The organism is Kitasatospora sp. NA04385 (assembly GCF_013364235.1).
In the GTDB taxonomy this organism is placed as follows: domain Bacteria; phylum Actinomycetota; class Actinomycetes; order Streptomycetales; family Streptomycetaceae; genus Kitasatospora.
In genome coordinates, this window is the sequence record NZ_CP054919.1 from 6274187 (window position 1) to 6290954 (window position 16768).

Genomic DNA, 16768 nt, shown 5'->3' on the forward strand with positions numbered 1-16768 from the left:
CGGCGGCCGGGTACCGCAGGCGCGGTACGCCGGGTGTCCGCGGACGGGGGACGACAGCGGGCGGGCGGGCCGGGAGGGTGGAGGAGACCGGGAGAAGGCCGAAAACGGGAGTCGCGCATGTCCGTCCTCGCACGCTGGTGCCACCGGCACCGGCTCGTCACCGTGCTGTTGTGGCTGGGGCTGCTGGTCGGCCTCGGCGCGGTCTCGGGCGCGGTCGGCACCAAGTACAGCGACAGCATGGCGATGCCCGCCACCGAGTCCAGCCGGGCGATGGACCTGCTGAAGGAGCAGATGCCCGCCGCGGCCGGCGACACCGACACCGTGGTGTGGCACACCGCGAGCGGCACGGTGAACGACCCCGCCGTCAAGGACCGGATGACCGCGGCGCTGGAGAGCATCGCGCACAGCCCGTCCGTGGCCTCGGTGTCCGGCCCGTACACCGAGCGCGGCGCCCAGCAGATCAGCGCCGACGGCACCACCGCGTACGCCCAGGTGGTCTTCACCGGCGACGCGCACGCCGTCCCCAAGGCCGACGTCGAGCACGTCATCGACCTGGCGGAGCAGGCCCGCGCCGACGGCCTCGACGTCCAGCTCGGCGGGCAGGCCGTGCAGAACACCGAGACCGAGGTGGGCGGCACCAGCGAGATCATCGGCATCGTCGCCGCGCTGGTCGTGATGACCCTGGTGTTCCGCTCCGCCTGGGCCGCCGCGCTGCCCATCCTCACCGCCGTGGCCGGGGTCGGCACCGGCGTGATCGGCACCGGGCTGCTCAGCCACGGCATGAGCATCGCCTCGGTCGCGCCCACCCTGGGCGTCCTGGTCGGCCTCGGCGTCGGCATCGACTACGCGCTGTTCATCGTCAACCGGCACCGCAAGGGCCTGATGGCGGGCCTGAGCGTCCAGGACGCCTCCGCGAAGGCGCTGAACACCTCCGGCCGGGCCGTGCTGTTCGCCGGCCTGACCGTGGTGATCGCCCTGCTCGGCATGCTGATCCTCGGCATGGGCTTCCTCAACGGCATGGCGGTCTCCGCCGCGCTCACCGTCGCCCTGACCGTGCTGGCCGCGATCACCCTGCTGCCCGCCCTGCTCGGCCTGCTGGGCCCGCGGGTGCTCAGCCGCGCCCAGCGCCGCCGCCTGGCCGAGCACGGCCCCGGCGAGGAGCACGCCGCCGGGTTCTGGCCGCGCTGGGCCGCCGAGGTCCAGGCCCGGCCCACCGGCAAGGCCCTGGTCGCCCTGGTGCTGATGCTCGCCGTGTCGCTGCCGGTGCTGTCGCTGCGCCTGGGCAGCTCGGACGCGGGCAACAACCCGAAGTCCAGCACCTCCCGGCAGGCCTACGACCTGATGGCCGACGGCTTCGGCCCCGGCTCCAACGGCCCGCTGCTGCTGGTCGCCGAAGCCCCCGGCGCCGCCGACCAGGCCGCGCTCACCGGCCTGGTCACCGAACTGGAGGGCATGGACGGCGTCGCCCGGGTCGCGGCCGCGCCGATGCAGGACGGGCAGCGGGTCGGCATCGTCCAGGTGGTGCCCACCACCTCCCCGCAGTCCGCGAAGACCTCCGAGCTGATCACCGAACTGCGCGAGCGCACCGTCCCCGCCGCCGAGGCCGGCACCGGCCTGCGGGTGCACGTCGGCGGCGCCACCGCCACCGCCGCGGACTTCGCCGACGTGCTGATCTCCAAGCTGCCGCTGTTCATCGGCATCATCGTCGGCCTGGGCTGCCTGCTGATGATGGTGGCCTTCCGCAGCCTGCTGGTGCCGCTGATCGGCGTCGCGATGAACCTGCTCACCATGGGCGTGGCGTTCGGCGCGATCGTCGCGGTGTTCCAGTGGGGCTGGGGCTCGGAGGCGCTGGGCGTCGGCGCGGCCGGGCCGGTCGAGGCCTTCGCCCCCGTGATGATCATCGCGATCCTGTTCGGCCTCTCGATGGACTACCAGGTCTTCCTGATCAGCCGGATGCACGAGGAGTGGACCCACACCCGGGACAACCACCGCGCCGTCCGGGTCGGCCACGGCGAGACCGGCCAGGTCATCACCGCCGCCGCCGTCATCATGGCCTGCGTGTTCGCCGCCTTCCTGTTCGGCGGCCAGCGCATGATCGCCGAGTTCGGGCTCGGCCTGGCCCTGGCCGTCCTGCTCGACGTGCTGGTGCTGCGGATGGTGCTCGTCCCCGCGCTGATGCACCGCTTCGGCGCCGCCAACTGGTGGCTGCCCGGCTGGCTCGACCGCCTGCTGCCGCACGTCTCCGTCGAGGGCGAGCCCGACCCGGCGCCCGCCGCGACCGCGACCGTCCTCGACGCCCGCGAGCCGGTGGGCGCCCTGGACGCCCGGCGTTGACCCCCCGCGGGGCCCGGCCGGTCACCGACCCCGGCCGGGCCCCGCTGCGTACGGTGGAGGAGTGCGAATGACGGAGATGCTCAGGCGCTGGTGCGGCGGGCGCCCGCAGCGCGTCGACGTGGCGGTGGCGCTGGCCTGCTTCCTGATCGCCGCGCCCGTCACGGCCGCCACCGCCTACCACCGCGACGGCTCGATCGCCGGCTACCTGCTGCTCCTGCTGCTCTCCTGCCTGCCGTTGCTGGCCCGCAGCCGGTGGCCGGTGCCGGTGGCCGCCGCCACCGTCGTGGTCGGCGTGCTCGAACTGGTGCTGATCCCGTTCACGCCCGGCCCCCGGCGGGAGACGCTCGGGATCACCATGTTCGCCGTCGGCGTCGCGCTCTACGCCGTCGGCACCCGCACCGACCGGCGCACCGCCTGGCGCACCGGCTGCTGCTCGGCCGCCGTGCTCACCCTCACCGCGCTGATCGTCCGCCCCGGCCTGGAGGAACTCCCGCAGAACCTCGGCCTGATCGCCTGGCCCTGCCTGTCGGTGGCGATCGGCGACGCCGTCCGCAGCCGCCGCGAACTGCTCGCCTCCGCCGTCGAACGCGCCGAACGCGCCGAACGCACCCGCGAGGAGGAGGCCCGCCGCCGGGTCACCGAGGAGCGGATGCGCATCGCCCGCGAACTCCACGACGTGGTCGCCCACCACATCACCCTGGTCAACGCCCAGGCCGGCGTCGCCCACCACCTGATGCGCACCGACCCCGAACACGCCTACCAGGCCCTGGAGCGCATCCGCGACACCAGCCGCACCGCGCTCGACGAACTGCGCGCCACCGTCGGCCTGCTGCGCCACAGCGGCGACCGGGCCGCGCCGCGCGAACCCGCCCCCGGCCTGGCCGGGCTCGACGACCTGCTCGACGCCTTCCGGCACTCCGGCCTGCCGGTGGCCCTGGAACGCTCCGGCCCGCCCGTCGCGCTGCCGCCGATCACCGACCTGACCGCCTACCGGATCATCCAGGAGGCGCTCACCAACACCCACAAGCACGCCGGACCCGCCACCGCGCACGTCCGCCTCGACTTCGGCCCCGAACAGCTGCGGATCACCGTCGAGGACGACGGCCGCGGCACCGCGGCGGACCCCGGCGACGGCGGGGCGGGGCCCGGCGACGGCACCGGGCACGGCATGATCGGCATGCACGAGCGCGCCCGCGCCGTCGGCGGCGCCCTCACCGCCGGACCCCGCCCCCGCCGGGGCTTCCGCGTCCACGCCGAACTGCCGCTGCCCGCCGCCACCGGCCGCCGGAGCTCCTGCCCGTGAGCGCGGCCCCGACCGGGAGCGCGGCCGCACGCCCGGTCGGGCCTCCCGCCGATGAGAAAGGCCCCCGCCCATGACCGTCCGCGTCCTGCTCGCCGACGACCAGGCCCTGCTGCGCGGCACCTTCCGGCTGCTGATCGACTCCGCCCCCGACCTGGAGGTGGTCGGCGAGGCCGGCACCGGCCGGGAGGCCGTCGCCCTCGCCCGCTCCCGGCGGGCCGACCTGGTCCTGATGGACATCCGGATGCCCGACCTGGACGGCCTCGCCGCGACCAAGCTGATCACCGCCGACGAGGACCTGGCCGGCGTCAAGGTCCTGGTCCTCACCACCTTCGAGAGCGACGAGTACGTCGCCGAGGCACTGCGCGCCGGGGCGAGCGGCTTCCTCGGCAAGGGCATCGACCCGGAGGAGCTGCTGGACGCCATCCGGGTCGTCGCGGCCGGCGACTCCCTGCTCTCCCCGGCCGCCACCAAGGCCCTGATCGGCCGCTTCCTGGCCCAGCCCGACCCCGGCAGCCGCGCCGCGCTGCCCCGGCTCGACGTGCTCACCGCCCGCGAGCAGGAGGTGGTCGCCCTGGTCGCGGCCGGCCTCTCCAACGACGACATCGCCGAGCGGCTGTTCGTCACCCCGCTCACCGCCAAGACCCACGTCAACCGGGCCATGACCAAGCTCGGCGCCCGCGACCGCGCCCAGCTGGTCGTCATCGCCTACGAGACCGGCCTGGTCCGGCCGGGCGGCGCGTGACGCGGCACCCCTCGCCGGGGCCGACGCCCGGGGGCTTTCGCACGGCCTAGCCCGGGGACGCGGTGGCTGTCATTCCCGGCCGGAGGACTTGGCAGGTTTCTGCAACCGCCGTTGCCGGGCTGCGCGGGGGTGGCCTAGAAAGGACTCCGGCAGAAAACCGGGCGGTGGCCCAGAGGTGCCGCGCCGAAAAGGAAGGGTACCCCTCATGGCTTCGTACGAAGAAAACGTTCAGAAGATCAAGGAGATCGTCTGCGACATTCTCGAGATCGAGGAGGACGAGGTCACCGAGACCAGTCTCTTCAAGGAGGACCACGCCGCCGACTCGCTGCGCTCGATCGAGATCCTCGCGAAGCTGGAGAAGGAGTTCGGCATCACCATCGACCAGTCCGAGCTGGCCCGGATGGTGAACCTCAAGGGCGTTTACGAGGTCGTATCCGGGGTTGCCGGCTGGTAATCGCCGGAATTCCTGGACAGCAACAGCCGGAACACGGGACGGAGAAGTCGGGATGGCGATGTCGGGGCGCACGGACCCGCGCAGAGTGGTGATCACCGGGCTCGGGGTGGTCTCCAGTATCGGGACGGGAGCCGCCGAGTTCCTGCAGGGCTTGCGGAGCGGGAGCAGCGGCGCCAAGCCGATCACCGTGTTCGACGTCGAGGGCTTCGACCACGCCAACGGCTGCGAGGTGGTCGGGTTCGAGCCCGGGCGGTGGATCCGGCAGCTGCCCGTCGAGAAGCTCGGCCGGGCCACCCAGTACTCCGTCGCCGCCGCCCGGATGGCCGTGGACGACGCCGGGATGGACCTGGAGGTCTGGCGCTCGCGCCCCGGCGTCGTCACCATCGGCACCACCGACGGCGAGTCCCGCGACCTCGACTTCATGGTCGAGGCCGAGGTGCTGCACGGCCCCGAGCGGATGGCCCCGGAGTCGGCCCGCCGGGTCGCGGCCGGCCGGCTCTCCGCCGCCATCGCCCAGGAGCTCCGGCTGGCCGACGTCGAGGCGGTGACGATCCCGACCGCCTGCGCCGCGGGCAACTACGCGATCGGCTACGGCTTCGACGCGGTCCGCTCCGGCGAGGCCGAGTACGCCCTGTGCGGCGGCGCGGACGCCATGTGCCGCAAGACCTTCTCCGGGTTCTACCGGCTGGGCACCATCGCGCCCGACCGGTGCCGGCCCTTCGACGTGGACCGCAAGGGCATCCTCACCGGCGAGGGCGCCGGCGTCCTGGTCCTGGAGAGCCTGGACTCCGCGCTCGCCCGCGGCGCCCGCATCTACGCCGAGGTGCTCGGCTACGGCCTGAACTGCGACGCCTACCACCAGGTCGCCCCCAATCAGGACAGCGTCGGCCGGTGCATGGAAATCGCCCTGGAGAACGCCGGGGTCAAGCCGGAACAGGTGGACCTCATTTCCGCCCACGGCACCGGCACCAAGGCCAATGACGTGACCGAGGCGCGCGCCATCCGCGAGGTTTTCGGAACGCAGCCGCCGAAGGTCATCTCGATGAAGTCGATGATCGGCCACACCATGGGCGCGGCGAGCGCGCTCTCCGCGATCGGCTGCGCGCTGGCCATCACCAACGATTTCATTCCGCCGACCATCAACCACACCACCACCGACCCCGAGTGCGACGTCGACTGCGTACCGAACACCGCGGTCCGGGCCGATCTGCGAATCGTCCAGAACAACGGACTCGCATTCGGCGGCAACAACGCGGTGGTGCTGCTCGGGAAATACGACGAGGTGCCGGCATGAGCTGGGCCGTGACCGGTACCGGCGCGGTCGCCAGCGTCGGCCGCGACCCCGGCGAGCTGTTCGCCAACCTGTGCGCCGGCGTCTCCGGCGTCGGCACGTTGAAGGGGTTCGACCTGACCCGCCACGAGTCGGTCCTCGCCTACGAGGTGGACGACCGCCCCGAACCCGGTGCCGACGTCCCGCGCCGGGCGACCGCACTGCTGGTCGACGCGATCGGCCAGGCCGTCCGCGACGCGGGCCTCGACGAGCGGGACCTGAGCGGGATACCGGTGCTGATCGGCACCGGCCTGCGGGAGCTGCGCTCGGTCGAGCTGTGGCAGCGCGACGGCATCGCATTCCCCCCGCAGGAACTGCACTTCGGCACCGCGCTGCGCGCGGCCTTCAACGCCGACGACACCCACACCTTCTCCAACGCCTGCTCCGCCGGGCTGTACGCGCTCGGCCTCGCCACCGACCTGCTGGCGGCGGGCACCGCCGAGACGGTGATCGTCGCGGGCGTGGACGTGCTCACCGAGACCATGTACGGCCTGCTGGAGCGCGTCCAGCCGGTGCCGCCGGAGCGGGTGCGGCCGTTCGACCGCAACCGCGCGGGCGTCCTGATGGGCGAGGGCGCGGCGGCCGTCGTGCTCACCCGCACCCCCGCCGCGGACCGCAGGGTGCACGGCGTGGTGCGCGGCGTCGCCGTCAACTGCGACGCGTACCACGTGACCGCGCCCGACCCGGTCGGCATCGCGGAGGCCGTCCGGGAGGCGTGGTCCCGGGCCGGCGTGAAGCCCGCGGACATCGACCTGGTCATGGTGCACGGCACGGGCACCCTGCTCAACGACGAGGCCGAGGCCGTCGCCCTCGCCGAGGCGTTCGGCCCGGACGCGGACAAGCCGCTGATGACGGCCGTCAAGTCGATGACCGGCCACACCTCGGGAGCGTCCGGGCTGCTCAACCTGGTCGTGACGCTGACCGCGCTGGCCGAGGGCCGGGTGCCGCCGACCATCGGCCTGGACGACCCGGTGGACGAGGCCGCCGGCTTCCGCATCGTCACCGGCGAGGCGGCCCGGGCCCCCCTGTCGGTGGCCCAGTTGAACGCATTCGGCTTCGGCGGCGTGAACGCCGTGGCGATCGTGGAGGCGGCCCGATGAACGTCGTGGTGAGCGGGACCGGCGTGGTGCTGCCGCGCGCGGCCTCGGCCGGGGAACTGATCGAGCCGGGGCCCGCCGACGCCCCGCCGGTCGAACCGCGGGACCTCCTCGGCAGGAAGGGCCTGCGCTACAAGGACCGGGCGACCCAGCTGGCCTACTGCGCGGCCCGCGCGGCACTGCGCGACGCCGCCCTGCTGGACGACGACGGGAAGCCGACGGTCGCCGCGGGCAGCGTCGCGGTGGTGGTCAGCTCCAACTACGGCAACCTCGACACCGTCACCCGGGCGATGGACACCATCACCCGCGAGACCGCGGCCGCCGGCAGCCCGATGGACCTGCCGAACGCCTCCAGCAACGTCGTCGCCTCCTCCGTCGCCATCCGCTTCGGCCTGCGCGGCCCGAACCTGATGCTGTGCAACGGCGCCACCTCCGGGCTGGACGCCCTGCGCTGGGGCGCGGAGCTGATCCGGGCCGGCCGCGTCACCCGGGCGCTCGTCCTGGGCGTCGAGCCGGACAACGCGGCGGTGCGCGCCTTCGTCGGCGGCGCCCGCACGGTGGACGGCGCGGCGGCGGTCGTGCTGGAGAGCGCGGCGGCGGCGGCCGAACGGGGCGTGCCCGCGCTGGCGGCGCTGGGCGGCACCGTGCGCGGCGCCGGCCTGGCGGCCTCCCTGGCGCGGCTCGCCGACGCGGCCGGCGAACGCCCCGCCCTGTGGCAGGTGCCGGAGACGGACGCGCTGCCGGAGGGGCTGCTGGACGGTGTGCCGCGCCAGGACCTCGGCGCCCGCTTCGGACTCGCCTCCGGCGCGCTCGGCGTCCTCCAGTGCGCCGCGGCGGCCGGCTGGTTCGCCCGCGGCGGCGCCGGACCGGTGTACGCCAGCGCGGGCGGCGACGCCGACGACGCCAGCGCCGGACTCGTCCTGCTCCGGCCGGCGGCGTGATGTCCGGCGGCGTGATGTCCGGTGGCGTGATGTCCGCCGACGGCGTGATGTCCGACCCCGGCACCGCGCTCGTCGAGGACGCGGCGCAGCCGGCCCGGCCCGACCCGCCGCCGCCGGTGCTCGTGCACCGCCGGGCGGCCGGCGGCCCCGGCCGGGGCCGGATGCTGCTGCTGCACGGCCTGGCCAACAGCGCCGGCGTCTGGGACGCCTTCCTGGCCCACCACGGGCCGGACGGCGGCCCCGAGGTCTGGGCCGCCGACCTCCCCTGGCGCGGCGACTGCGTGGCCCACTGGAGCGCGCAGGGCGACGTCGTGCCCCACGTGGCCGACGCGCTGCGCGGGGTGCCCGGCGGCGCCGGCGTGGTGGTCGGCCACTCGATGGGGGCCAACAGCCTGCTGGAGTTCCTCCACCGCAGGCTGGAGCACGGCGCCGACCCCTTCACCGAGTACGGCATCCGCGCCCTCGTCCTGGTGTCCCCGTTCTACCGCCGCGCGGCCGAGGACTTCGGCTGGGAGTCGGTGGAGACCGCCGTCCGGAACTTCGTCCGGACCATGACCGAGGGCGTGCGGGTGCACGCCGGCGGCCGGGTCCCGGACGACCTGGTCGAGGAACTCGGCGGGCGGGTCCGCGAGCGGGTCGGCGCCTACGGCTGGATCCGGTTCTTCGAGACCTACCTGGCCACGCCGCGGCTGCGCACCGAACGGTTCCCCGTGCCCTGCCTGGTGATCGCGGGCGAACACGACTCCATCGCGCTCCCGGAGGAGGGCCGCCTGCTGGCGGCCGACCTGCCGCAGGGGCGGTTCCACCTGCTGCCCGGCAGCGGGCACTTCCTGATGATCGAGCAGGCGGGCGACCTCGCCGCCGTCGTCGATCGCTTCGTCAGCACCTTGCCGGCCGCGTGACCGACAGGCGGCCCGGACCCACACCTCCAGGGGAGCACCTCCGATGACCACCGTGACCGAGAGCGCAGTCAAGGCGCTCCTCACCAGCGAGACGACGGTGCCGCTGCGCACCCGCTTCGAGGGCGCCAACATCTGCACCTGGATCGGCTTCAAGCACATCAACTACCTCGTCGAGGAAGCCGTCCTGCTCCACTTCGCCGAGTCCGGCCTCGACGCCCGCGGGCTCTACACGGAGCACGGCCTCGGCCTGGACCTCGTCGACCTCGACACCCGCATCCTGAGCGCCCTCTTCATGGACGAGACGGTCGAGGCGCACGTCGTGCCCAAGGCCGGGGACGAGGACACCGCGGTCTCCTTCACCGTCACCCTGACCGGCGAGCGCGACGGCGCGCCGACCAAGCTGGTGGCCGCCCGGGCCAAGGCGGTGCTGCGCCGCGAGAACTACATCGAGGAGACCGACGAGCCGCCGGCCCCGATCGCCCGCTTCGTCACGGACCGCCTCGGCACGCCGCTGCCCGACCCGCAGCCGCTGCCCGACGTCTCCGGGCTCGACCTCGCCGCGGCCACCACCGCGCTCTCCGCCGGCCGCGGCACCACCGGCCCCGACCCGGTGCTCGACCTGCTCACCGCCGGCACCAACTCCTTCGGCTGGAAGTGGCGCATCCCCTACCCGTACTGCCACTTCTCCGAGCGCCTGCAGATGTCCAGCTACCTGCGGGTGATGGAGGAGGTCGTCGACCTGTTCCTGGCCGACCGGGGCATCTCGGTGCGGACGCTGATGGACGAGCGCCGCTGGATCCCGGCCTGCCCGCACTCGAAGATCCGGATCCTCGACGAGGCCCTCATGGAGGAGGAGCTCTACACCGTCTACACGGTGGAGGACGTCTTCAAGGACTTCACCTACACCTCGCGGATGGACTGCTACGTGATCCGCGACGGCGAGCTCGTCCGGACCGCCACCGGCAAGGTCACCCACGGCTACGCCGTGGTCGACAACCGGCGCGAGTGGAACCTGGTCACCTTCGACGAGCGCGTCGCCAAGGCGCTCCGGGGCGAGGCCTGACAGCCGTGCCGGATCCGGCAGGCGAAACCGCGGAGAACAACGGAGCTGACATGAGTACGACCTCGACCCCCGCGCACCGCACGGTCATCACGGCCTGGTCGGCGGTGTCGCCGTTCGGCATCGGCCGGGAGGCGTTCGCCGAGGGGCTGCGGGAACGCCGGGCGGCCGAGGCGCCGCTGGCCCGCGAGCCCTGGCAGGCACCGGCCGCAACGGCCTGCCTGGTACCGGACTTCGACATCCGCGCGGTGCTCGGCAAGAAGGGCACCCGCTCGATGGACCGGGCCACCGGACTCGCCGTCACCACGGTCGGCCGGCTGCTCGACGACGCGCCGCGCAACCGGCAGGTCGCCACCGGCGAGGACTCCGCCCTCGTGCTCGGCACGACCACCGGCAGCGTGCAGAGCCAGATGGACTTCACCCGGGACTCCTTCACCGGCGACAAGCCCTACTTCGTCGACCCGGCCCGGTTCCCGAACGCCGTGATGAACTGCGCCGCCGGCCAGAGCGCGATCTGGCACCGGCTCAAGGGGCCCAACACCACCATCGCCGGCGGCCACGCCGCCGGGCTGTACGCCCTCAACTACTCCCGCCGGCTGCTCGGCTTCGGCCGCGCGCGGACCGTGCTGTGCGGCGCCGTCGAGGAGTTCTCGCACGCCCGCTCCTGGCTGGACGCGCACTCCCACGACCCGCGGGCCGACGGCGCGCCGCAGCCGGCCGGCGAGGGCTGCGGCCTGCTGCTGATCGAGCGCGCGGACCCGGACGACCCGGACCAGACGGTGCTGGCCGAACTCCTCGCCGTCCAGATGGGCATCGCCCTCGACGGCGACGCCCGGACGGCCCTGGCCTCCTGCGTGGAGCGCGCGCTGCGCCGCGCGCAGGTGCGCCCGGAGGAGCTGTGGGCGGTCTCCACCAGCGAACTGCCCGGCCCGCTGGGCGAGCAGGAGCAGGCCGTGGTCCGGGAGGCCACCGCCGGGGCGGACCCGCGCCACCTCACCCAGGCCGCCCTGCTCGGCGACACCGTGGCCGCCTCGGCGGCCTTCCAGGTGGCCGGCGTGCTCGTGCACGCCGAGGACGACCCCGCGGCCTCCGGCCGGGTCGCCCTGGTCACCTCGGTCGACCGCGACGGCGCGGTCGGCTGCGCGCTGCTGCGCCTGCGCTGACCCCCGCCCCGCCCTCGACGACCCACCCCCGACGACCCGTAGGAAGGACACCGCCATGACGACCCAGGAGGCCCCGGTCGCGGCCCCGCCGGACAAGCCGGACAAGGAGGACCTGCGCGCGACGATCGCCCGGATCCTCGACGTGGACGTCGAGGAGCTCGGCGACGACGTGCGGTTCGTCGAGGACCTGGAGGTCGACTCCCTGCTGGCGCTCGAGGTGGTGGTCGCGCTGGAGAAGAAGTACGGCCTGCGGCTGGAGGAGAGCGCCTTCCCCCGGATCACCTCGCTGGCCGGCGCCCACGCGGTGCTCGCCGAGAAGCTCCGGTCGGCGTGAGCCGGGTGCGAGCGGCCGGCCCCGCCGACGCGCCGGTGCGGGCGGTCAGCCCCGTCGCCGCGCCGGTGCGAGTGGTCCGGCCCCCGGCGCCCGACGCCGGGGGCCGGACGGCCGCGGCCACCACCGTCGTCGTCGGGGCGGACGAGCCGGTCCTCCCCGGGCACTACCCGGGCTTCCCGATCTTCCCCGGCGTCTGCGTGATCGAGTGCGTGCGGCTCAGCGCGCTGGCCGCGCCCCCGCCGGGCGCCGGGCCGCTGACGCTGGCCGAGGTGGAGTCGACCCGGTTCCTCAGCCCGGTCTTCCCGGGCGACGAGCTGAGCGTCGAGCTGACCTGGCGCGACGGCGCCGCGGGCTGGACCTGCACGGCCGAGGTGACCGGGGCCCGCGCGGTCGCGGCCCGGGTCCGGGCCCGCTTCACCACGGGGGAGGAGTCCTGATGCGGACGGACCGGCCCGGTGCCGCCGGGCAGCCGGAGATCCGGCGGGCCCTGCCGCACCGCTTCCCGATGCTGCTGGTCGACCGGGTGCTCGACGTCGTCCCGGGCGAGCGCATCACCGCGGTCAAGGCGGTCACCTGCAACGAGCCCTGGTACCGGGACGTGCCCGAGGGCGCCGCGGACTTCGCCTACCCGCAGGTGCTGCTGATGGAGTCCTGGTGCCAGGCGGCCGGTCTGCTGGCCACCTGGGAGGCGCCCAACCCGGACGTGCTCACCGGGCGGGTCATGCTGTTCGGCGCCGTGACCGGCCTCGAGTACCACCGGCCGGTGCTGCCCGGGGACGTCCTGGAACACCGGGCGGCCATCACCAGGACGCTCGGCGACACCCTGATCATCGCCGGCGAGAGCCTCGTCGACGGCACCCCCGTGCTGACCGTCGCGAGCGCCGTGCTGGCCTTCCGCCCGGCCGGGGAACTCCGCCCCGCCCCCGCACCCCTTGGAGGAAGCCGTGCCTGAGAACGAAACCCGGGTGGCCCTGGTCACCGGCGGCTCGCGCGGCATCGGCCGCGCCACCGTGCTGCGCCTGGCGCAGGACGGCTTCGACGTCGCGTTCTGCTACCAGTCCAACGAGGAGGCCGCCCGCGGCCTGGAGAAGGAGGTGGCGGACCTCGGCGTGCGGGTGCTGAGCCGCAAGGTCGACGTGCGCGACGCCGAGGCGGTGCGCGGGTTCGTGGCCGAGACCGAGAACGAGCTCGGACCGGTCGACGCGGCCGTGACCGCCGCCGGCATCACCCGCGACAACCCGCTCGTCCTGATGAAGGACGAGGAGTGGCACCAGGTGGTCGACACCAACCTGGACGGGGTCTACCACGCCTGCCGCGCCGTCGTCTTCGGCATGATGAAGCGCAAGGGCGGCGCGATCGTCAACATCTCGTCGGTCGCCGGCGTCCACGGCAACGCCACCCAGAGCAACTACTCCGCCTCCAAGGCCGGGATCATCGGCTTCTCCCGGGCCCTGGCCAAGGAGGTCGGCCGCTACGGCATCCGCGCCAACACGGTCGCCCCCGGCTTCATCGACACCGACATGACCTCGGTGCTCACCGACCGGACGAAGGACAAGGCGCTGGAGGCGGTGCCGCTGGGCCGCCTGGGCACCGCGGACGAGGTCGCCGACCTGGTCGCCTACCTGGTCTCGCCGCGCGCGGCCTACATCACCGGCGCCGTCCTGCAGATCGACGGCGGCATCACCATCTAGAGCCCCAGGAGCCCGAGTTGGCGGCCGAACCGGCACGCTGGTACTTCTCCCTGCGCAGCCCGTACTCGTGGCTGGCCTTCCGGGAGCTGACCGAGAACGCGCACGACGTCGCGGAGCGGATCGAATGGCGCCCGTACTGGGAGCCGGGCGGGGCGACCGCCCGGCTGCTGGCCGGGACGGACGTCCGGCTGCCCTACGTCCCGATGTCGAAGGAGAAGCACCTCTACATCCTGCAGGACGTCAAACGCCTCGCCGCCGAGCGGGGCCTGACGGTCGCCTGGCCGGTCGACACCGCGCCGGACTGGGACACCGCCCACCTCGGCTGGCTGGTCGCCTCGGACGCCGGACTGGGCCGCGAGTACCTCGGCCAGGTCTACCGGGCGCGCTTCGAACGCGGCCTGGACATCTCCGACCGGGCCGTGATCGCCGAGGCCGGCGCGGCGGCGGGCCTCGACCCGGACGCCGTCGGCAACGCCGCCGACGACCCGGCGATCCTGGCCCGCGGGGTCGAGGCCCTGCGCGCGCTCGGCCGCGACGGGGTGTTCGGGGTGCCGTTCTTCCTCCACGGGCCCAACCGCTACTGGGGCTCCGACCGGCTGGCCGGGTTCGTCGCGAGCGTCCGCGCGGAGGGGTCGGAGGGGTAGCCGACCGGGGCGCCGGGGTACCGCGTCGGTGGCATCAAGCTGACACGGACCGCCACCGGGCCGGGCCGCCGGGGCTAGCGTGGTCGCCACGGTACCGGGGGCCCGAGGCCGGCCGGTGCGGAGGGCGTGCTCCTCTCCGACGCCCGCACCCGGGCCGTGATCGCCCGGAAGGGGACGCGCGCTACCCGAGGAGCAGCACTGTGAGCGCCGCAGAATCACCGCCCGTGACCGTCGCCGTGACGGCGGCCCTCAGCGCCCAGGCCGTGCCGTTCAGGCTGTTCGCCGTCCTGGTCGCGGCCGCCTCGTTCGTCGCCATCATCGTCGGGATATCGGCGGTGTCCCGCCGGCTGCTGGGAATCCGGGTGGGCCCCCTGCGGGCGCTGTCGGCCGGCCTGGTCGCGGTCGCCGCGTCGATCGCCCTGGACCCAGTGTTCGAGGACCAGGGGCGGCCCGGCTTCCTGACCGTGCTGAAAGTCGCCCTGGCGGTGCTGGCCGCGATGGTCGCCCTGGTGTTCCTCGAGGTCTTCGTCCCGTACGGCGCCTGGGCGTGGCCGGTGCAGCTGTGGCGTGCCACGGCGCGCCGGCTCAGCCGCGCCGGCAGGTACGCGCAGCTCAGCCGGATCTTCTTCCGGCACGGGCTGGGACGGCTGCTGGGCGGCCGCAGCAGGCTCGAACAGGCTTTGCAGCCGGGCGAGTTCGGCGAGCGGTCGGCGCGTTCGGCCCGGCTGGCACTGGAGGAGTGCGGAGGGGCGTTCATCAAGCTCGGCCAGATGCTCTCCACCCGGCGCGACCTGCTGCCCCCGCACTTCGTCGAGGAGCTCAGCCGACTCCAGAGCGCCGTGACACCGGCACCCTGGCCGGAGGTGGAGGGGGTGCTCCGGCGCGAGCTGGGCAAGCCGGTGGAGGCCGTCTTCGAGTGGGTCGAACAGGTTCCGCTGGCGGCCGCGTCGATCGCCCAGGTCCACCGCGCCAAGCTGCGCGACGGGCCGGTGGTCGCCGTGAAGGTGCAGCGCCCCGGCATCCGCGAGGTGGTCGAGCGGGACCTCGACATCGTCGTCGCGATGACCCGCAGCCTCCAGGAGCGGGCCCGGGGCACGTCCGCGCTCGGGCTGCGCGACCTGGGGACGGGGTTCGCCAAGTCGGTCCGGGAGGAGCTCGACTTCCGCATCGAGGCGCGCAACGCGGTGGCCGTCGCGACGGCCAGCGGCGGGCACGACGCCGACGCGCCGGTGCGCATCCCCCGCGTGTACCTCGAGTACACCACGGCCCACGTCCTGGTCCAGGAGTACCTGAAGGGCGTCACCCTGGACCGGGCGGGCGCGGTCGCCGACCACCGGGGGCTGGACCGGCGGGAGCTCGCCCGCCGGGTCTGCGGCGCCGTGATCCAGCAGATCCTGCGCGGCGGCGTCTTCCACGCGGACCCGCACCCCGGCAACATCCTGCTGCTGGAGAGCGGGCAGATCGGACTGCTCGACTTCGGCTCGGTGGGGCGCATCGACCAGTCGGTCCAGCGGGCCATCCGGGAGATGCTGTGGTCCGTCGACCGGGGCGACCCGTCCGGTCTGCACGACGCCCTGATCGACCTGCTGGGCGTGCGCGCGACCGGGGGCGGGGACCTGGTCGTCGACACGCTGCTGCTCGAACGCGAACTCGGCCAGTTCATGGCCCAGCACCTCGGTGTCGGCGCCAGGCCCGACGGGGACATGTTCGGCGCGCTCTTCCAGATCTTCGCCCGCTTCGGGCTGGTGGTGCCGCCGCAGGTCGCCGCGGTCTTCCGGGCGATGGCCACCCTGGAGGGGACGCTGAGCCTGCTCGCGGACGACTTCAACCTGTTGGACGAGGGGCGGGCCATCGTGGTCGGGCAGATGGCGGACCAGCTGAGGTTCCGCGGCCGGTCCCGCACCGGTGGCGGCGCGGCGGGCATCAGGTCCGAGGTCACCGCGGCCGCCCAGGACGTGCTGCAGGAGGCGATGTCCGTCCTGCCCATCCTGCGGCGGCTGCCCCGGCGTGCCGAGCGGATCAGCGCCTCCCTGGAGGAGGGCCGGCTCGCGGTGCGGGTCAGGGTGTTCGCCGACGAGCGCGAACGGCGCTTCGTGTCGGGCCTGATCCACCAGATGACGGTCACGCTGCTCGCCGCCTGCACCGGCCTGATGGGGGTGCTCCTGCTCGTGTTCGGCACCGGACACGGCCCGCACGTCACCAGGGGCCTCGAACTGTTCCCGCTGATCGGCTACCAGACGCTCGCGGTGAGCGGAATCCTCATGCTGCGGGCCCTGTACACCGCCATGCGCCGCTGACGCCCCGCGCCGACCGGAACGCCGGGGGCGGGCCACGACCGGGCCCGCCCCCGGCGGTGGCGCGCGCACTGACGCCCGGTCAGAGGAAGCAGACCATCTCGTAGTCCGACCACGCCCGGGCGGACTCCTCGGCGGAGATCCGCTCGACCCCGTCGACCAGCCGGTCGGCCCCGGTCAGCCCGCAGGCGAGGAGACCCGGCTCCTCCACCCGGACCCGGATGCCCGCCGCGAGCAGCGCCAGGACGTCCCGCCGCGGATCGGCCGGCTGCTCGACGACCCGGCTCCCGAACCGCAGCGGCGCCACCCGCGCCCCGCGCGCCGCGTAGCTCGCCGCCTCGCCCCGCAGCAGGATGTCCACGCCGCCCATCTGCCGGTGCAGTTCCCGGACCAGGTAGAGGCTGTCGACGAACTGCTTCTCGACCGCGCCGCGGTAGCCGCGGTCGACGATGCCCAGCACCTTCGCCCGTTCGGTCATC

17 protein-coding genes are annotated in these 16768 nt (G+C 74.2%); 16 read left to right on the plus strand and 1 reads right to left on the minus strand.

The window, feature by feature from the left end; translation table 11 throughout:
* The first annotated feature begins 117 nt into the window (after positions 1-117).
* The 16 genes from HUT16_RS27860 to HUT16_RS27935 all read left to right on the plus strand — a co-directional run bounded on the left by HUT16_RS27860 (position 118) and on the right by HUT16_RS27935 (position 16292).
* Positions 118-2334, plus strand: coding sequence for an MMPL family transporter (locus HUT16_RS27860; RefSeq protein ID WP_176190800.1), 2217 nt, complete (start codon positions 118-120; stop codon positions 2332-2334).
* Positions 2335-2401: 67 nt separating this feature from the next.
* Entirely contained in the window at positions 2402-3637 is a 1236-nt protein-coding gene (locus HUT16_RS27865) for a sensor histidine kinase (protein ID WP_176190801.1), read from the plus strand.
* Between the two features lie 70 nt (positions 3638-3707).
* Complete coding sequence (locus HUT16_RS27870) at positions 3708-4379, plus strand: response regulator transcription factor (RefSeq protein WP_176190802.1); 672 nt, start codon at positions 3708-3710, stop codon at positions 4377-4379.
* Between the two features lie 205 nt (positions 4380-4584).
* Positions 4585-4833, plus strand: a complete 249-nt coding sequence (locus tag HUT16_RS27875) for an acyl carrier protein (RefSeq protein WP_176190803.1) — start codon at positions 4585-4587, stop codon at positions 4831-4833.
* Positions 4834-4885: 52 nt separating this feature from the next.
* The gene (locus HUT16_RS27880; protein ID WP_176190804.1) at positions 4886-6127 is read left to right on the plus strand and encodes a beta-ketoacyl synthase; all 1242 of its coding nucleotides are present in this window, start codon (positions 4886-4888) and stop codon (positions 6125-6127) included.
* On the plus strand, positions 6124-7263 hold the full coding sequence (locus HUT16_RS27885; protein ID WP_176190805.1) for a beta-ketoacyl synthase: 1140 nt from the start codon (positions 6124-6126) through the stop codon (positions 7261-7263). The genes HUT16_RS27880 and HUT16_RS27885 overlap by 4 nt, the downstream gene beginning before the upstream one ends.
* Entirely contained in the window at positions 7260-8201 is a 942-nt protein-coding gene (locus HUT16_RS27890; protein ID WP_176190806.1) for a beta-ketoacyl synthase N-terminal-like domain-containing protein, read from the plus strand. Before HUT16_RS27885 ends, HUT16_RS27890 begins: the two co-directional genes overlap by 4 nt.
* A 29-nt stretch (positions 8202-8230) precedes the next feature.
* Positions 8231-9103, plus strand: coding sequence for an alpha/beta fold hydrolase (locus HUT16_RS27895; RefSeq protein ID WP_176190807.1), 873 nt, complete (start codon positions 8231-8233; stop codon positions 9101-9103).
* A 43-nt stretch (positions 9104-9146) separates the two neighbouring features.
* A complete protein-coding gene (locus HUT16_RS27900) occupies positions 9147-10166 on the plus strand; it encodes a thioesterase family protein (protein WP_176190808.1) in 1020 nt (339 codons plus the stop codon).
* A 50-nt stretch (positions 10167-10216) separates the two neighbouring features.
* Positions 10217-11326 carry a beta-ketoacyl synthase N-terminal-like domain-containing protein gene (locus HUT16_RS27905; protein ID WP_176190809.1) on the plus strand — a complete coding sequence of 370 codons (1110 nt, stop codon included), beginning with the start codon at positions 10217-10219 and terminating at the stop codon, positions 11324-11326.
* 55 nt (positions 11327-11381) lie between these two features.
* Positions 11382-11660: an acyl carrier protein gene (locus HUT16_RS27910; protein WP_176190810.1), complete on the plus strand. Its 279-nt coding sequence runs from the start codon at positions 11382-11384 to the stop codon at positions 11658-11660.
* Complete coding sequence (locus tag HUT16_RS27915) at positions 11657-12097, plus strand: 3-hydroxyacyl-ACP dehydratase FabZ family protein (RefSeq protein WP_176190811.1); 441 nt, start codon at positions 11657-11659, stop codon at positions 12095-12097. The genes HUT16_RS27910 and HUT16_RS27915 overlap by 4 nt, the downstream gene beginning before the upstream one ends.
* Positions 12097-12612 (plus strand): 3-hydroxyacyl-ACP dehydratase FabZ family protein, encoded by a 516-nt coding sequence (locus HUT16_RS27920; protein WP_176190812.1) that lies wholly within the window; start codon positions 12097-12099, stop codon positions 12610-12612. The genes HUT16_RS27915 and HUT16_RS27920 overlap by 1 nt, the downstream gene beginning before the upstream one ends.
* Positions 12605-13351 carry a 3-oxoacyl-[acyl-carrier-protein] reductase gene (fabG, locus tag HUT16_RS27925; protein ID WP_176190813.1) on the plus strand — a complete coding sequence of 249 codons (747 nt, stop codon included), beginning with the start codon at positions 12605-12607 and terminating at the stop codon, positions 13349-13351. The genes HUT16_RS27920 and fabG overlap by 8 nt, the downstream gene beginning before the upstream one ends.
* A 17-nt stretch (positions 13352-13368) precedes the next feature.
* A complete protein-coding gene (locus HUT16_RS27930) occupies positions 13369-13995 on the plus strand; it encodes a 2-hydroxychromene-2-carboxylate isomerase (RefSeq protein WP_176190814.1) in 627 nt (208 codons plus the stop codon).
* 224 nt (positions 13996-14219) lie between these two features.
* Positions 14220-16292 carry an AarF/ABC1/UbiB kinase family protein gene (locus tag HUT16_RS27935; protein WP_254898016.1) on the plus strand — a complete coding sequence of 691 codons (2073 nt, stop codon included), beginning with the start codon at positions 14220-14222 and terminating at the stop codon, positions 16290-16292.
* A gap of 79 nt (positions 16293-16371) precedes the next feature.
* Here the strand turns inward: HUT16_RS27935 and HUT16_RS27940 are convergent, their stop codons facing one another.
* On the minus strand, positions 16372-16767 hold the full coding sequence (locus HUT16_RS27940) for a hypothetical protein (RefSeq protein ID WP_176190815.1): 396 nt from the start codon (positions 16765-16767) through the stop codon (positions 16372-16374).
* Position 16768: the final 1 nt, after the last annotated feature.

Coding starts and splice junctions, on each gene's coding strand:
- HUT16_RS27900 (WP_176190808.1), top strand. CDS start 9,147: ATGACCACCGTGACCGAGAGCGCAGTCAAGGCGCTCCTCACCAGCGAG.
- HUT16_RS27865 (WP_176190801.1), top strand. CDS start 2,402: ATGACGGAGATGCTCAGGCGCTGGTGCGGCGGGCGCCCGCAGCGCGTC.
- HUT16_RS27890 (WP_176190806.1), top strand. CDS start 7,260: ATGAACGTCGTGGTGAGCGGGACCGGCGTGGTGCTGCCGCGCGCGGCC.
- HUT16_RS27905 (WP_176190809.1), top strand. CDS start 10,217: ATGAGTACGACCTCGACCCCCGCGCACCGCACGGTCATCACGGCCTGG.
- HUT16_RS27940 (WP_176190815.1), bottom strand. CDS start 16,767: ATGACCGAACGGGCGAAGGTGCTGGGCATCGTCGACCGCGGCTACCGC.
- HUT16_RS27920 (WP_176190812.1), top strand. CDS start 12,097: ATGCGGACGGACCGGCCCGGTGCCGCCGGGCAGCCGGAGATCCGGCGG.
- HUT16_RS27885 (WP_176190805.1), top strand. CDS start 6,124: ATGAGCTGGGCCGTGACCGGTACCGGCGCGGTCGCCAGCGTCGGCCGC.
- HUT16_RS27870 (WP_176190802.1), top strand. CDS start 3,708: ATGACCGTCCGCGTCCTGCTCGCCGACGACCAGGCCCTGCTGCGCGGC.
- HUT16_RS27910 (WP_176190810.1), top strand. CDS start 11,382: ATGACGACCCAGGAGGCCCCGGTCGCGGCCCCGCCGGACAAGCCGGAC.
- HUT16_RS27880 (WP_176190804.1), top strand. CDS start 4,886: ATGGCGATGTCGGGGCGCACGGACCCGCGCAGAGTGGTGATCACCGGG.
- HUT16_RS27875 (WP_176190803.1), top strand. CDS start 4,585: ATGGCTTCGTACGAAGAAAACGTTCAGAAGATCAAGGAGATCGTCTGC.
- HUT16_RS27895 (WP_176190807.1), top strand. CDS start 8,231: ATGTCCGCCGACGGCGTGATGTCCGACCCCGGCACCGCGCTCGTCGAG.
- HUT16_RS27860 (WP_176190800.1), top strand. CDS start 118: ATGTCCGTCCTCGCACGCTGGTGCCACCGGCACCGGCTCGTCACCGTG.